We start from the raw sequence: 14,943 nt of genomic DNA, 5'->3' as shown, positions 1-14,943 counted from the left end.
AATTGCTAATCAGTACTCTTCGTCGATTCAGCGCGGCTTCCAACTCTCATATTCACCCCTACTGGCGATAATTTTCGTTTTAATCGCCAATGAGGCTTAATCAATTTAAGTGGGTAGGTTCTCTTTCTCGCGACAATAAAATAGAGACTGCCACAAGGTACTAATCGATCGCCCATGCTATTTTCCAACCAAGTCCAAAATGGATGTTTCATTGGAAATACTGCATACCTATCAATGTGCACAACTTGATAGTTCAATAAGCCTAACCAATCTTTAATTCGGTTTGGAGTAAACATACGTCCACTCCATGGCAGATTGTTTTTCCTCCACGGCATTAAGCTAGAGAGTCCCATCAAGCTAATAGGGTTAAAACCGGTAATAATTAGATATCCATCGTCTACCATCACTCTATCCACTTCACGCAACAGACGATGAGGATCACTGCAGTAATCTAACTGATGGGCAAGAAGCACTACATCGATACTTTTTTCTAAGAAGGGAAGGTCGTAATGTTCTGCAATGACAGTATGCTGTGAGTTTTTGATATCAAGGTTGACTTGATGCTGAATATTACACATCCTACTTGCTATCTCACAACTAAGTCCACCAAGCTTTAGCATGTGATAACCGAATAATTTAGGGCACCACTCGTCTAGCCTCATCTGGATGGATTCGGATACCCAAGCACCATTTTTTAGATGCTGCCATGAGTGAGGTTGTTCGATTTTTTTTGCAGTACGAGCTGGTTTCATCGATACCTTAAACTTACAATTCATTGCTGGAGAATAAAATGTTAACCATCAAGAGCATACCCGCATTCAATGACAATTACATCTGGCTAATTCAAAATAGCGATAAACGTTGTGCGATTGTTGACCCCGGTGACGCAACGCCAGTCTTGGAGTATCTCAATCAACACAGCCTTACATTGGAAGCAATACTCATTACCCATCATCATAGCGATCACATTGGTGGTGTTTCCGCTCTGTTAGATGCCTTTCCAAACATAAAAATTGTTGGCCCTGAAAAAGAAAATATTTCATACCTTACTCACCACTTAAATGGTGGAGCGCAATTCTCACTGTTTGATGAAACATTCTTAGTGCTTGATCTACCTGGGCATACTAATGGACACCTTGGCTATGTCGGCGATGGTAAACTCTTTAGTGGCGACGTTTTATTCTCAGCAGGGTGTGGTCGCATTTTTGAGGGGACGCCTGAACAGATGTTTGAATCTTTAAATAAGATACTCGCCCTCCCTGATGAAACGGAGGTCTACCCAGCGCACGAATATACCAGCTCGAATGTTTCTTTTGCGTTGGCTGTAGAACCTGATAATCAAAACTTACTCGCCTATCGTGAAGACGTTTTTCGATTAAGAGCAGAAGGAAAGCCAACGCTACCTACAACGTTGCAAAAAGAGAAACTTATTAATCCTTTCTTACGAGTTGATCAACCTAGCATCATTAATTCCATTGCGAATAGAACCAAAGAAACATCTGCAATTGGAGTCTTTACTGCTTTAAGAGAGTGGAAGAACGCATTTTAACGTTTTCTAGCTTGTCACTGTATATGAGCGCAAGTATCATCAGCAGTCAATTTTTAACAAGGTTAGATAAATGAGAACGCTGTTTAGTTGGATCGTGGTGCTTCTGTTGGCAGGTTGCCAAACGACTCAACAAATTGACTCTTCTTCTGAGACAAATTCGACCACAGGCACCAACCATCAATCAGACTCTAATTCCAGTGCTGTAAATACTGGCAATACTGATACGATAGAGTCTGCTAACGGTGGTACGACACCGTCACAAAGTGATATCAATAAACCGGACATTACACCTTGGAATCGCGATGACGTTTGGGAACGTATTGCAATTCAGTTACGACTAGAGGTTCCCGACCACAAAAGTGTCGACTACTATCGTAATTGGTTTATTAGCCATCCGAATCATTTAGCTGCCGTATCTAGCCGAGCGGAGCCTTTCCTCTATTTAATAGTAGAGAAAATAGAACAACGTCACTTGCCACTAGAGCTTGCACTTTTGCCCGTGGTAGAAAGCTCATTTGACCCCTTTGCTTATTCACATGGTAGCGCCGCAGGACTATGGCAATTTATACCAGGTACAGGAAAGATGTATGGTTTAGAACAGAACTATTGGTATGACGGTAGACGTGATGTATCAGCGGCTACGGATGCAGCGCTAGACTACTTAACCTATTTGAACAAACGATTTGATGGTAATTGGAATCATGCCATCGCAGCCTACAATAGCGGCGGTGGACGTGTATCTCGAGCGATAACTAAAAATAATAAAGCGGGTAAGCCGATAGATTTTTTCTCTCTTGAATTGCCTAAAGAGACCAGCAGTTATGTTCCAAAATTACTTGCTTTAGCGGATGTTGTTGCTAACCAAGAAAAGTATGGTATCAGCATCCCTGCTATTGCAAACAAACCGGTATTACAAAGCGTTGATCCAAAAGAGCAACTTGATCTCGCGATAGCGGCTAACTACGCCGGGCTTTCTGTCACTGAACTGCAAAGCTACAATCCAGCCTATAACCAATGGGCCACTGCACCTGAAGGACCCTTTCACTTTTTATTACCACTCGACGCTGTCGAACCATTTAGTCAATCGGTAGAAGAAAACCGTGGTAAAGGTGTGAAACTTATTCGCTATAAGGTGAAATCTGGCGATACACTGAGTGTCATCGCAAGAGACCATGAAACAACAAGTAAGATAATCAGAACAGCGAATAACCTTTCCGGAAATATGATTCGTGTTGGACAGCATTTGATGATTCCAACATCGACAAAAGGTGACGAGGCTTATGCGTTGAGTGCCAAAAATCGTTTGGCCAAAACACAGTCCACAGCCAGAGGGAAGTTTAAGGTTACTCACACCGTTTCAAGTGGCGACAGCCTATGGACAATTTCTAGAAGACATAAAGTTTCATATCAATCTTTAGCTAAATGGAATGGTATGGGCCCGAAAGACACATTAAAAATTGGTCAACGACTCGTCATCTGGAAAAATAATAGTGACGGCGCAGTTATGCGTACCGTTCATTACAAAGTTCGCACAGGAGACACCATTAGTGGTATTGCGAATAAATTTAATGTTAAGAGCTCAGATATTGTAAAATGGAACAATCTGGCTAAGAAAAAGTACATCAAGCCGGGCCAGAGCCTTAAGCTTTATGTCGATGTCACTAAGGTCAGCGTATGATAGTTCCTTCTAGTAACCCATTATCCATGGTTGTTGATATATTTCGAGCTCCAACCTCATGCTTCGCAGCGCTCTATAAAAGAGGCGCTTGGGGCTGGCAAACCTATGTACTTCTAATGTTAACTCCATTCCTATTTTGGGGGTATTATTTCGATATTGTTGATTTTGAATGGTTAAAATTCAACTTAGTCGAACAACTTCAAGCAACATCCCCAGATAAAATAGTCTTACTTGAGCCTAATACTCTCATGGCAAGTGAGATTCTAAATGCTGTATTTAATAGAACCCTAAATATTGGTTTACTTGCATTTTGGTTTTTCTTGGCTGCAAAACCTAGCCGTCATCAGCACGGTTATTGGAAATGGTTTGCGGCCTCCAGTGTCGTCATATTTCCAGCCGTTCTCGGTGACTTTGCAAGCTATGTGAGTCTTTTGATCAATCATGGCAATGTGATGAGTTATGCAGCGGATTTGAACAGTTTGAATGGTTTACTAAAACTACCGCTAACGAATGAATGGTCTTCTTTCACTCGTGCCTTGCCGTTGTTACTACCGTGGTACATTGTGCTCGGCTATGCGGCTATTGGGGCTTGGACTGAGTTCACCAAAGGTCAGGCTTTTGCTATTTCGGCCCTTCCTTGGCTTGGATATTACCTCATCTGGGCTTTATACCTGTTAATTTTTTAGTCGTGAGTCACTGAACTTAAAATTGACTATTAAAGGGTTATGATCCGAAGCGTCCGTTACGGGCGCTTTTGCATTTATCAATGTTAACCCTTTATAAAAAACATGATCCAGAGGCAAACCATTGACGAAAAGCTTTCGGTTATCTGGGTCAAATGCCACCTCATGAAGTGCCAGTTTTACAACCTGTTCATTTAGTTCTGCAAGTCGGCCCTCACTCCATGTATTAAAATCTCCAGCCATAATGATTGGTCCAGCATGCTGCATGAGTTCCTCTCTCAGTAGAGAGAGCTGTTGCCGGTACTCTGTTGTCCCCAAGGAAAAATTAATGGCGTGTACATTTACAACGGCAAGTTGCTGACCATTAGACAATAGATACAAAGCGTATAATCCTGACTTGGGTAATCTTAACCATGGTTCTTTGGCGCTAAATGCACAAGCTGTTATAGGGAAATTAGAGGCGAGATTAACCACACCAGCGCTAATATCAAAAGCCGAAAATGCTTTTACGTAATTGCTTCCCCACGATTGCTTTTCAATCCACATCTTAAATGCGTCTGTAAGGCTCGCCTCTTGAAGCAAAAGTAGCTGTGCGTCATGACTAAATTGGTTAAGTGCAGGTTCCCAATCATCTCGATTCTGTTTGTATATATTCCACACCAAAAGGTTAATATGGCCATTTTTATCAATCGGTTTCGGTGATGGGTTTTGGTAACAGATAGGCGTAACTTGCGTTTGATCGTGACTTAGCAAGAGTTGTTGAGGCTGTTCGGGTACATCAAAAACAACCTGAAAAGAGAATAGTGCCAATACAACAAGAGATGCACACAGTATTAGAATCGATTTGATGACTTTCTTCATGCCCTATTATTACCACTAACTAAAAAATCATTTATACAATGAAATTATAAAGATGAGGTGAAAACCCACCGACAAAGAAGGCCGATTTGAAAGGTAACCACCGCCTTAGAAGTTGGTGTTTAAGGATAGAAAACAAAAAAGGAGCCTTAGCCCCTTTTTATTCAACCACGCTTAGATAGCATCTTCATCTTCTTCGCCAGTACGAATTCGTACCACACGATCAACATTCGTAACGAATATCTTACCGTCTCCGATTTTACCCGTTTGAGCTGTTTCAATTATCGTATCTATGCATTGATCAACGACATCGCTAGTAACAACGATTTCAAGTTTCACTTTTGGCAGAAAATCAACCACATATTCAGCGCCTCTGTACAATTCTGTATGGCCTTTCTGACGGCCAAAACCCTTGACCTCAGATACTGTCATACCTGTAATACCAACTTCTGCTAGCGCTTCACGAACATCATCCAATTTAAACGGCTTGATGATTGCCTCAATTTTTTTCATATTAGTCCCTTAATCCTACTTACATCTATGACAGCATTACTATTGAAATCAACGAAATAACCAATACTGACAATCTAACAAGCTTACTTCATTTGCGAGTAATATGCCGCCAAGTTTTCGATATCTTGATCGCTAAGTATTCCGGCTTGTGGTTGCATAATTGCTGCATTACCGCCATTTCGTTCTTTGCTACGATAAGCTTTAATTGAAGAAATAATATACTTTTCATTTTGACCAGCTAGGTTTGGATAGCCGTCAATGGCAGATATACCTGCAACACCGTGGCAAGCCCCACATACCATTGATTTCGCTTTTCCTGCCACTGGGTCACCAGCTAACACAGACCCACTAAACAACACCGTACCCATTACTAATCCAGTTACTAACTTATTCATAACGCTTCCTTTAATTTATATATTCTAATTATTGAGCTTACACTCTTATACTTTATCCCATAGAATTTCACAATCATCACCGTGAAATTCTTTGCACACAAAAAGATCTGCAACCATAGCGAGCTGATCACCATACATAATAATAGGTGTTCGCGTACGTAACCAACTTGGCATTCCATATTCTTGAAACAGTTTTTTCAACTTTCTACTATGTACTCGCTCAACAGGATGAGCGGTCAAACCTTGTGGATTAAAATGAACCCATACTCGTTCATTTTCTCTAGGTAAACGCAGCGACAGCGATGTTCCTACACATTTATTAATAAGTTGAATATGACCCAGTTTCTCAGGTAACGCCAGTCGTTGTTGGAAAGGTAACGAATCAGACCATGCGGTAACATCTGGTATTTTGTCCACAAAATAGAGTCGACCTTTGAAGCGTCTCACTTCTCCAGACGTGATATTTATTTTAGGATTACCATCCTTTTTCGCTAACGCCACCTCTTTCCAAATCAGGCTTAATTGCGCTAAAGACGGCATCATACTGTGTCTAGCGCTTAGCCAGAGCCTTAGTAATTGATTTCTAGCAAGTTCACTCTGTTGACCCAGTTGCAGGATAGACAAACTGCCATCAACGTCAGTCAACTGTATTAGCCTTTCATTTAGTAATTCATTAATGAGCGATTCTTGATTCGCACACAACTTGCTGCTTCTTAATACGGATTGTTCTATGTTTGGCCATCGCACTTTCAGTTTGGGAATGACCTCTTGTCGCAAGAAGTTTCGATCATATTGAGTATTTTGATTACTCTCATCTTCATTCCAGTCTAGTTGTTTAGAATGCGCATATTCAACTATCGCGACTTGGTTAGTGGTTAAGAGAGGACGAATCAATAAACCGTCGGAAAAATGAGCGCATTCAGGCATTGCAGATAGACCTTTTGGACCGCTACCTCTTTTCAGAGCCAATAAAAACGTTTCCATCTGATCCGCATTATGTTGGCCAGTTATCAGTATATCGTCTTTCTTGACATGTTTTTCTAAGGCTTGATATCGCTTGTTGCGGGCTTCTTGTTCTGTGCTCACCTGGCGAGCTAAATTGAGTTCAACGTGCTCGACGAACAGCTCAATACCGTCGTTATCACACCAAGTCTGGCAACAGGAAACCCATTCATCCGCATTATCACTTAATCCATGATGAACATGAACCGCTAAGCAGGTTACCTCTTTATGTATTGCCTGATAACGCGCAAGCAGATCCAACAATACTCTTGAATCAACACCACCGCTTAATGCCAGAACAACACGGCTGTGAGGTTGTCGGTATTTTTCAAGACATGAAGTAAGAGTATCTAACAAAGCCGGGCCTCAATTGTTTACGTAATTAATCACAGCCGAGGAAAATAGTCTTAAACTGCATGCTGATTAGCTTACGTTTACGGTTAAAAACAATAAAACGGACCCAAGGGTCCGTTTTATTCTAACTTAATCCGTTTTCATTTGCTTCTATCTTAACAATAACCATAGTTCATCAAACGCTGGTATCGGCGCTCAAGCAAAGTATCACTATCGTACTCAACGAGTTCATCGAGTTGTTTAATTAAATTGGCTTTCATATTCTTAGCCATCTGAATAGGGTCTCGATGCGCACCACCCAATGGCTCTTCAATGATTTCGTCAATAAGCTCTAATTCTTTTAAACGTGGCGCAACAAGTCCCATCGCTTCAGCCGCTTGTGGCGCCTTATCTGAATCACGCCAAAGAATAGAAGCACACCCTTCAGGAGAAATCACCGCATAGGTTGAATATTGAAGCATATTGACGTAATCACCAACTCCAATAGCTAATGCACCACCACTACCACCTTCACCGACCACATTACAAATTATAGGCACTTTCAGACCCGACATCACTTTTAGATTTCTAGCAATAGCTTCAGATTGCCCGCGCTCTTCCGCACCGACACCTGGATAAGCACCAGCCGTATCAATAAAGGTAATAACAGGCATATTAAAACGCTCAGCCATCTGCATTAATCGAAGCGCTTTACGGTATCCTTCTGGTTTTGGCATACCAAAGTTGCGTATCACTTTTTCTTTCGTCTCACGCCCTTTTTGGTGACCAATAACCATAACTGGCCGTCCATCTAGACGAGCCATACCACCAACAATGGCTTTATCATCGCCATAAGCACGGTCACCTGCTAATAGTTCAAACTCAGTAAATACATGTTCAAGATAATCTAATGTATAAGGACGCTGAGGATGACGAGCAAGCTGTGCAACTTGCCATGCACCTAAATCGTTAAATATTTTCTTTTTAAGCTCTAAGCTTTTCTCTTCTAATTGAGAAATCTCTTTATCTAGATCCACCGTTGTATCACCACCGTGGCGAGACATATCTCGAAGTGCTTCGATTTTTGCTTCTAGTTCAGCAATAGGCTTTTCAAATTCTAGAAAGTTCAGGCTCATCATGAATCCTTTGTTAAACAGCTGCGATTAACCACTATAAACAATATAGTTAATGATTAGGTTATCACAACTGAATTTAGTTAAATTCGAGTTCTACTTGTTTTTTCCCAAGTAACTGTTTTAATTCGTCTATCAATGTGTCGTTTGGCGTTACTCGCCATTCAGTTCCCAATGCGAGCTTTGCTCTAGCATCTTCCCTTTGATAATACACATTTACTGGAACGGTTCCCGCTTTGTGTGGCTCCAATATTGCACTAAATCGTTCAAAAAACTGAGCATTTATTTGCGACTGCATGATCGACACCGATAATCCACGAGCATATTTCTCACGGGCTTCACCAATATCCATCACTTCTCGCGCAGACATTTTAAGGCCACCATTGAAGTCATCAAAGCTGACCTGTCCAGAAATCACTAATATTCTGTCTTTTTCTAGTAATTCTGCGTACCTATCCAACACATCGGAGAACATCATTACCTCAATTCGACCCGATCTGTCATCTAATGTCATAAGACCAATACGAGATCCACGCTTAGTTGTCATCACTCTTGCCGCAATAACTAAGCCAGACAAAGTCACACTTTGATCACGCCTTGTTACCGTTGCATCTTTTAGTCGACAACTAGTGTACTTCGCAAGTTCCTTTAAATATGCATTAACTGGATGTCCGGTCAAATAAAGCCCTAAGGTTTCACGTTCTCCTTCCAACCATATTTTTTCTGGCCATTCAGGCACCTGTGCGTAAGCTTGCTCTACCGCTTCTGGTGCATCCGTTAACACACCAAACATATCAGACTGACCAAATGATTCAGCTTGATGATATTGACCAGCTGCTTTAACTGCCGCATTGACTGACGCCATCATGGCTGCCCTATGCGGCCCTAAACGGTCCAACGCACCAGCTTGGATTAATTTTTCGATGACGCGTTTGTTGGCTTTTTTCAAGTCTATACGAGCACAGAAATCGAAGAGATCCTTGAAATGACCTCCGCTATTTCTCGCTTCAATGATATTTTCAATGGGCCCTTCACCAACACCTTTAATCGCTCCGATACCGTAAACAACCGCACCAGATTCATCCACATTGAATCGATAATCTCCAGCATTAATATCTGGGGGTAAAACCTTTAACTTCATTCGGTTACATTCGTCCACCAACCCAATGATCTTTTCGGTGTTATCCATATCAGCCGTCATAACCGCAGCCATAAACTCAGCAGGATAATGGGTTTTAAGCCACAGGGTTTGATAAGAAACGAGTGCATAAGCCGCTGAATGCGATTTATTAAATCCATACCCTGCAAATTTTTCTACAAGGTCAAATATTTTCATCGACAATTCACCGTCGACACCGTTATCAATAGCCCCTTGTTCAAATATCGAACGCTGCTTTGCCATCTCTTCCGGTTTTTTCTTACCCATCGCACGCCGCAACATATCGGCACCGCCTAGCGTATATCCCGCGAGGATCTGCGCAATCTGCATTACCTGTTCTTGATACAAGATAATGCCGTAGGTCGGTTCTAATGTCTCTTGAAGCGAATCATGCTGCCATGTTTCATCTGGGTAAGATACCGCTTCACGACCGTGCTTACGGTCAATAAAGTTATCGACCATTCCGGACTGTAATGGTCCCGGACGAAAAAGCGCCACCAATGCGATAATATCTTCAAAGCAGTCTGGTTGAAGTCGTTTGATAAGCTCTTTCATACCGCGGGATTCTAACTGGAATACGGCAGTGGTTTCAGAATCTTGTAGCTTTCTAAATGAACGAGGGTCTTCAAGTGGAATCGATTCGATTCGAACCGGATCTTTCCCTTCTTTTTTCAAACGGGGATTAATTAGGCCAAGCGCCCAATCGATAATGGTCAGTGTACGCAAACCAAGAAAGTCAAACTTCACCAATCCAGCGGTTTCTACGTCATTTTTATCAAATTGAGTAACAGGAAAATTCCCATCAGCATCACAATAAATTGGCGCAAAATCCGTAATCGTAGTGGGAGAAATAACAACACCACCGGCGTGTTTACCCGCGTTACGTGTTACGCCTTCTAAGATTCGGCACTTATCAATAAGTTCTTTTACATCTTCATCAGCCGCATAAATTTCTGGAAGCTGAGGCTCTGCTTTAAATGCCTTTTCAAGGGTCATACCGGGATCGGGGGGGATTAACTTAGAGATGCGGTCAACAAAGCCATATGGGTGGCCAAGGACTCTACCAACATCCCGTATTACCGCTTTAGCGGCCATGGTTCCAAAGGTAATAATCTGTGATACGGCATCACGCCCATATATTTCTGCCACATGATCAATCACTTGATCTCGTTTATCCATGCAAAAATCGATATCGAAATCGGGCATAGATACACGTTCGGGATTTAAGAAGCGTTCAAACAGGAGATCGTATTCTAATGGATCTAAATCCGTAATACTTAGCGCATAAGCTACCAAAGAACCAGCACCAGACCCTCGGCCAGGGCCAACGGGCACATCGTTATCTTTCGACCACTGAATAAACTCCATAACTATCAAGAAGTAACCAGGAAATCCCATCTGGTTAATCACTTTAAGTTCTATTTTAAGACGTTCGTCATAATCTGCTCGTTTATCCAATCTAACTTGTTCGTCAGGGAACAAAAACTCAAGGCGGTCTTCTAGACCTTCTTCTGATTTTTTAACCAGATAATCTTCAATTTCCATCCCTTCTGTTGGGAAATTTGGCAAGAAAATTTCACCCAATCGAACCGTAGCATTACATCGTTTCGCAATCTCGACACTATTTTCAAGGGCTTCTGGGATATCTGAAAATAGAGCACACATCTCATCTTCGGTACGCAAATATTGTTGAGCACTGTAATTTTTAGGTCTTCGCGGATCGACCAGAGTAAATCCATCATGTATCGCGACACGAATTTCATGTGCATCAAACTGCTCGGTATGCAGGAACACAACTTCATTCGTCGCGACCACTGGCAGTCCTACATTATCAGCTAATTCGAGCGAAAAATGTAAATAACTCTCTTCGTCTGCTCTTCCCGTTCGCGACAGTTCTAAATAAAAATGATCGGGAAAATGGGTATTGTAAAACTCAACACAGCGATCGACCAAGGGTTGATTACCTTTGAGTAACGCTCTACCTATTTCGCCATTTTTACCGCCGGATAGAATGATCAGCCCTTCTTTATGGTTCACTAACCAATCTTTATCAATAACAGGTTGATGTTGTACGTGACCTCTTTGATATGCCTCAGATATAAGCAATGTAAGGTTGTTATATCCCTTATTATCTTTAGCAATAACCGTTATCTGCGTTAACTCATCACCAAAGAGATCGGACTGCATCGCAAAATCTGCACCAATTATTGGCTTTATTCCGCAGGCGTGCGCAGTATTGTAAAATTTCACTAACCCGCATAAGTTAGTAAAGTCAGTGAGCGCCATTGCTGGCATTCCAAGCTCGGCAACCTTTTTCACCAATGGCGGGACTTTAGACAGTCCATCAACCATGGAATAATCACTGTGCACTCTTAGGTGTATAAACTTTGGATCAGACATTATTTTTGGTTACTCGTTCAAGGTTTAGGACTCACAGAGACCTAACGCTTTTTTAACTGGCTTAAAGCTCTTTCTATGCTGTTCTATCACACCATATTTATCAATAGCTTCAAAATGCGCTTTAGTTGGGTAGCCTTTGTGCTTAGCAAAGCCAAATTCTGGATATTGATTATCCAACTCTTCCATCTCTTTGTCTCGTACTACCTTCGCCAATATGGAAGCGGCACTGATTTCCGCTACTCGTAAATCACCTTTCACAATGGCTTGAGCCTGCATTACTATATCAGGTACCCGGTTTCCATCAATCAATACAAAATCGGGTTGAATATGTAACCCTTCTACCGCTCTAGACATAGCAAGCATTGTGGCATGTAAAATATTGAGTTGATCTATTTCAACAGGAGAGCAACGCCCAATAGACCAAGCGAGCGACTTCTCTTTAATCTCAGGAAAAAGTGCTAATCGTTTCTTTTCTGAAAGCTTTTTTGAGTCAGTTAAGCCTTCAATAGGATTATTGGGGTCGAGAATAACGGCGGCGGTGACGACATTACCGACAAGGGGCCCACGACCCACTTCATCAACACCTGCGAATAGACGGAACCCTTGTGGATATTCAAATGGAGGAAATTCTTTAATCATTCAATCTGCCCATTAATTTCAATACTGCCGTTGCGGCTTGTTGATCGGCCCCTTTACGAATCCAATGGTGCATCTCTGTGAATTTTTCTAACATCTCAACATTGTCATCAGAGAGCAACCTATCAACCTCATTGAAGAGATTTTCAGCATGACACTGCTCTAAAATAAATTCTTTCACCATCTCTTTACCCGCAAGGATGTTGGGTAGAGAAACAAATTCACTTTTAACTAAACGTTTAGCGATAAACGCAGTGATAGGATTAACATTATAAGCGACAACCATTGGTCTTTTAACTAGCATGCATTCTAGTGCCACCGTTCCTGAAGCTAACATCACCACATCAGATGCTTGAATCACATTTCTAGCGGTATCATCAACTAAGGTAAATTCCAATTCAGGCGCCAGAGTCTTCCACACTTGTTCAAACTGTTGCCGTCTTTTTTCGTTGACTAACGCAACAACAAAACCGAGGTTGGGATGTTTTTGGTGGAGTTTTTTGCACGTTTCGACAAATGGTTGTGCCAACATTTTCAGTTCTGCACCACGGCTTCCCGGCAATACTGCGAGCCATTTTTTGTCTTGATTCAAGCCAAGTGTTTCTCTGGCTTGCTCTTTGGGGTTTTCTAAAGGGATGGCATCCGCAAGAGTATGGCCAATAAACTCGCATGGTACGTCAAACTTATCGTAAAACGCTTTTTCAAATGGTAAAAATGCCAGCACAAGATTGGTCGCTGCTTCGATTTTAAAAATTCGTTTTTGACGCCAAGCCCATACGGAAGGGCTCACGTAATGGACCGTTTTAATACCCGAATCTTTAAGGTTTTTCTCTAAACGCAGATTAAAGTCAGGCGCATCAATACCAATAAATACATCCGGGGGATTTAATGTATAGTACTTTACTAATTCAGCCTTCACTTTCAAAAGCCTAGGTAATCGGCCTAACACTTCCACCAACCCCATGACCGCAAGCTCTTCCATATCAAACAACGACTGGCAACCTAGCGCATTCATTTTAGGGCCGCCAATGCCAACGAATTGCGCATCAGGCACCTGCTGTTTGATTGCTTTAATAAAGCCTTCGCCCAGAGTATCTCCTGATAGTTCACCAGCAACAATGCCGATAACAAGAGGACGAGATTGAGGCATAAATTCCATTCCCTATAACTGTATAAACAAAAAGTGTATCAACAAAGAAACTGTAAAGACAAAAAAGACCGTAACCAGTGTTACGATCTTTTAAAATGTTCGCCATTTAATATTAATAACTAACGGATAATTCCTCGAGATGAATTCTCTAAAAATTCTAAGAATAGTTTAACACCCGCAAACTCTTCCGCTTCTTTCGCTATCTCTATTTTTGCTTCTTCAACGGTGTTACCGTTACGATATAACGCTTTATATGCTCTGCGTATCGCGTGGATCTCTTTCTTTTCAAAACCACGTCTTTTAAGACCTTCGATATTTATACCGAAAGGCGCGCAATGATTACCTTGCGCCATCACATAAGGCGGTACGTCTTGCACAACGATAGAACCACCACCAAGCATCGCATGGTCTCCTACGTGACAGAACTGGTGGATAGCACACATGCCGCCAATGATTGCTTGCTGACCAATAGTCACATGCCCTGCAAGCGTCGCATTATTAGCAAAAATACAGCGATCACCGACAATACAATCATGCGCAATATGCGCGTTGATCATAAACAGGTTATCATTACCAACTTTAGTAATACCCTTGTCTTGAATCGTACCTCGATGCATGGTCACGCTCTCACGAATTGTGTTGCGATCGCCAATTTCAAGGCGAGTGTCTTCCCCCGCAAACTTGAGATCTTGGCACTCTTCACCTATAGAGGCGAACTGAAAGATACGATTGTCTTTACCTATTCTCGTCGGGCCTTTTACCACTACATGTGATAAAAGCTCGGTTCCTTCGCCAATCTCTACCTTACTATCAACGGTACAAAATGGGCCAATTTTAACATTTGCACCAATAACTGCGCCATCTTCTACGATTGCGCTTGGATGAATCTGAGCAGTTTCATGGATCATAATTGGAATTCTCTACGTGCACATTTTAGGTCAGCAGAACAGACTACAGCGCCATCTACTTTCGCAACGCCAGTAAACACCGCAATGCCTCTGCGTTCTTTTAAAAACTCAACTTCAATAACCAATTGATCACCTGGAACAACGGGTTTACGAAACTTTGCTTTATCAATACTAGCAAAATAATACAATTCGTTCTCTTTTGGCGCACCAAACGTGGCAAAAGCAAGTAAACCTGTGGCTTGTGCCATTGCTTCTAAAATAAGTACACCGGGAAAAATAGGCATCTTTGGAAAGTGGCCGGTGAACTGAGGTTCATTTACTGATACATTTTTCAAGCCAATAAGATATTTGCCTTCTACATACTCAGTCACTCTATCTATCAGTAAAAATGGATAACGATGTGGAAGCAATTCCTGAATTCTTGTGATATCCATTGTTTTCTTTTCAGTAGTCAAAACCATATTCCTATTAACAATTCAATTGGTTGTAATTATAAACGAAAAAGATCCGCTATTTGCAGACCTTTTCAGTAATGAGTAGAGATTG

Annotated in this window: 14 protein-coding genes; 3 read left to right on the top strand and 11 right to left on the bottom strand. The window is 41.7% G+C overall.

Annotated features, from left to right (window positions below; genetic code table 11):
* Positions 1 to 5: 5 nt before the first annotated feature.
* Positions 6 to 752, bottom strand: coding sequence for a class I SAM-dependent methyltransferase (locus IUZ65_RS03940; protein WP_195702496.1), 747 nt, complete (start codon positions 750 to 752; stop codon positions 6 to 8).
* Positions 753 to 790: 38 nt separating this feature from the next.
* Between IUZ65_RS03940 and gloB the strand changes: the two genes are divergently transcribed.
* From gloB to IUZ65_RS03925, 3 genes are all read left to right on the top strand, one after another.
* The gene (gene gloB, locus IUZ65_RS03935) at positions 791 to 1,549 is read left to right on the top strand and encodes a hydroxyacylglutathione hydrolase (protein ID WP_195702495.1); all 759 of its coding nucleotides are present in this window, start codon (positions 791 to 793) and stop codon (positions 1,547 to 1,549) included.
* Positions 1,550 to 1,619: 70 nt separating this feature from the next.
* Positions 1,620 to 3,227: a lytic transglycosylase gene (locus IUZ65_RS03930; RefSeq protein WP_195702494.1), complete on the top strand. Its 1,608-nt coding sequence runs from the start codon at positions 1,620 to 1,622 to the stop codon at positions 3,225 to 3,227.
* Positions 3,227 to 3,913, top strand: a complete 687-nt coding sequence (locus IUZ65_RS03925) for a YIP1 family protein (RefSeq protein ID WP_195704988.1) — start codon at positions 3,227 to 3,229, stop codon at positions 3,911 to 3,913. Before IUZ65_RS03930 ends, IUZ65_RS03925 begins: the two co-directional genes overlap by 1 nt.
* Here IUZ65_RS03925 and IUZ65_RS03920 read toward each other — a convergent pair.
* From IUZ65_RS03920 to fabZ, 10 genes are all read right to left on the bottom strand, one after another.
* Positions 3,902 to 4,771, bottom strand: coding sequence for an endonuclease/exonuclease/phosphatase family protein (locus IUZ65_RS03920; protein WP_195702493.1), 870 nt, complete (start codon positions 4,769 to 4,771; stop codon positions 3,902 to 3,904). The genes IUZ65_RS03925 and IUZ65_RS03920 overlap by 12 nt on opposite strands.
* A gap of 171 nt (positions 4,772 to 4,942) precedes the next feature.
* Positions 4,943 to 5,281: a nitrogen regulatory protein P-II gene (glnB, locus tag IUZ65_RS03915; protein ID WP_195702492.1), complete on the bottom strand. Its 339-nt coding sequence runs from the start codon at positions 5,279 to 5,281 to the stop codon at positions 4,943 to 4,945.
* 83 nt (positions 5,282 to 5,364) lie between these two features.
* A complete protein-coding gene (locus IUZ65_RS03910) occupies positions 5,365 to 5,676 on the bottom strand; it encodes a c-type cytochrome (RefSeq protein WP_195702491.1) in 312 nt (103 codons plus the stop codon).
* Between the two features lie 45 nt (positions 5,677 to 5,721).
* Positions 5,722 to 7,035: a tRNA lysidine(34) synthetase TilS gene (gene tilS, locus IUZ65_RS03905; RefSeq protein WP_195702490.1), complete on the bottom strand. Its 1,314-nt coding sequence runs from the start codon at positions 7,033 to 7,035 to the stop codon at positions 5,722 to 5,724.
* Positions 7,036 to 7,187: 152 nt separating this feature from the next.
* The gene (accA, locus tag IUZ65_RS03900) at positions 7,188 to 8,147 is read right to left on the bottom strand and encodes an acetyl-CoA carboxylase carboxyl transferase subunit alpha (protein WP_195702489.1); all 960 of its coding nucleotides are present in this window, start codon (positions 8,145 to 8,147) and stop codon (positions 7,188 to 7,190) included.
* A gap of 76 nt (positions 8,148 to 8,223) precedes the next feature.
* Positions 8,224 to 11,703, bottom strand: a complete 3,480-nt coding sequence (dnaE, locus tag IUZ65_RS03895; RefSeq protein ID WP_195702488.1) for a DNA polymerase III subunit alpha — start codon at positions 11,701 to 11,703, stop codon at positions 8,224 to 8,226.
* Positions 11,704 to 11,727: 24 nt separating this feature from the next.
* Positions 11,728 to 12,342 carry a ribonuclease HII gene (gene rnhB, locus IUZ65_RS03890; RefSeq protein WP_195702487.1) on the bottom strand — a complete coding sequence of 205 codons (615 nt, stop codon included), beginning with the start codon at positions 12,340 to 12,342 and terminating at the stop codon, positions 11,728 to 11,730.
* On the bottom strand, positions 12,335 to 13,489 hold the full coding sequence (gene lpxB / locus IUZ65_RS03885) for a lipid-A-disaccharide synthase (RefSeq protein ID WP_195702486.1): 1,155 nt from the start codon (positions 13,487 to 13,489) through the stop codon (positions 12,335 to 12,337). Before lpxB ends, rnhB begins: the two co-directional genes overlap by 8 nt.
* 119 nt (positions 13,490 to 13,608) lie before the next feature.
* On the bottom strand, positions 13,609 to 14,397 hold the full coding sequence (lpxA, locus tag IUZ65_RS03880; RefSeq protein WP_195702485.1) for an acyl-ACP--UDP-N-acetylglucosamine O-acyltransferase: 789 nt from the start codon (positions 14,395 to 14,397) through the stop codon (positions 13,609 to 13,611).
* A complete protein-coding gene (gene fabZ, locus IUZ65_RS03875; protein ID WP_195704987.1) occupies positions 14,394 to 14,831 on the bottom strand; it encodes a 3-hydroxyacyl-ACP dehydratase FabZ in 438 nt (145 codons plus the stop codon). Before fabZ ends, lpxA begins: the two co-directional genes overlap by 4 nt.
* Between the last annotated feature and the right edge of the window lie 112 nt (positions 14,832 to 14,943).

It is taken from the genome of Vibrio sp. VB16 (assembly GCF_015594925.2).
Classification (GTDB): Bacteria; Pseudomonadota; Gammaproteobacteria; order Enterobacterales; family Vibrionaceae; genus Vibrio.
The sequence above is the reverse complement of the archived record's forward strand: the minus strand, read 5'-3'. Positions and strand labels throughout refer to the sequence as shown.

Bases quoted from the DNA above. Each gene is read 5' to 3' on its own strand.
- IUZ65_RS03930 (WP_195702494.1), top strand. From the start codon at position 1,620: ATGAGAACGCTGTTTAGTTGGATCGTGGTGCTTCTGTTGGCAGGTTGC.
- fabZ (WP_195704987.1), bottom strand. From the start codon at position 14,831: ATGGATATCACAAGAATTCAGGAATTGCTTCCACATCGTTATCCATTT.
- glnB (WP_195702492.1), bottom strand. From the start codon at position 5,281: ATGAAAAAAATTGAGGCAATCATCAAGCCGTTTAAATTGGATGATGTT.
- accA (WP_195702489.1), bottom strand. From the start codon at position 8,147: ATGAGCCTGAACTTTCTAGAATTTGAAAAGCCTATTGCTGAACTAGAA.
- IUZ65_RS03940 (WP_195702496.1), bottom strand. From the start codon at position 752: ATGAAACCAGCTCGTACTGCAAAAAAAATCGAACAACCTCACTCATGG.
- gloB (WP_195702495.1), top strand. From the start codon at position 791: ATGTTAACCATCAAGAGCATACCCGCATTCAATGACAATTACATCTGG.
- IUZ65_RS03910 (WP_195702491.1), bottom strand. From the start codon at position 5,676: ATGAATAAGTTAGTAACTGGATTAGTAATGGGTACGGTGTTGTTTAGT.
- rnhB (WP_195702487.1), bottom strand. From the start codon at position 12,342: ATGATTAAAGAATTTCCTCCATTTGAATATCCACAAGGGTTCCGTCTA.
- lpxB (WP_195702486.1), bottom strand. From the start codon at position 13,489: ATGCCTCAATCTCGTCCTCTTGTTATCGGCATTGTTGCTGGTGAACTA.
- IUZ65_RS03920 (WP_195702493.1), bottom strand. From the start codon at position 4,771: ATGAAGAAAGTCATCAAATCGATTCTAATACTGTGTGCATCTCTTGTT.
- lpxA (WP_195702485.1), bottom strand. From the start codon at position 14,397: ATGATCCATGAAACTGCTCAGATTCATCCAAGCGCAATCGTAGAAGAT.
- dnaE (WP_195702488.1), bottom strand. From the start codon at position 11,703: ATGTCTGATCCAAAGTTTATACACCTAAGAGTGCACAGTGATTATTCC.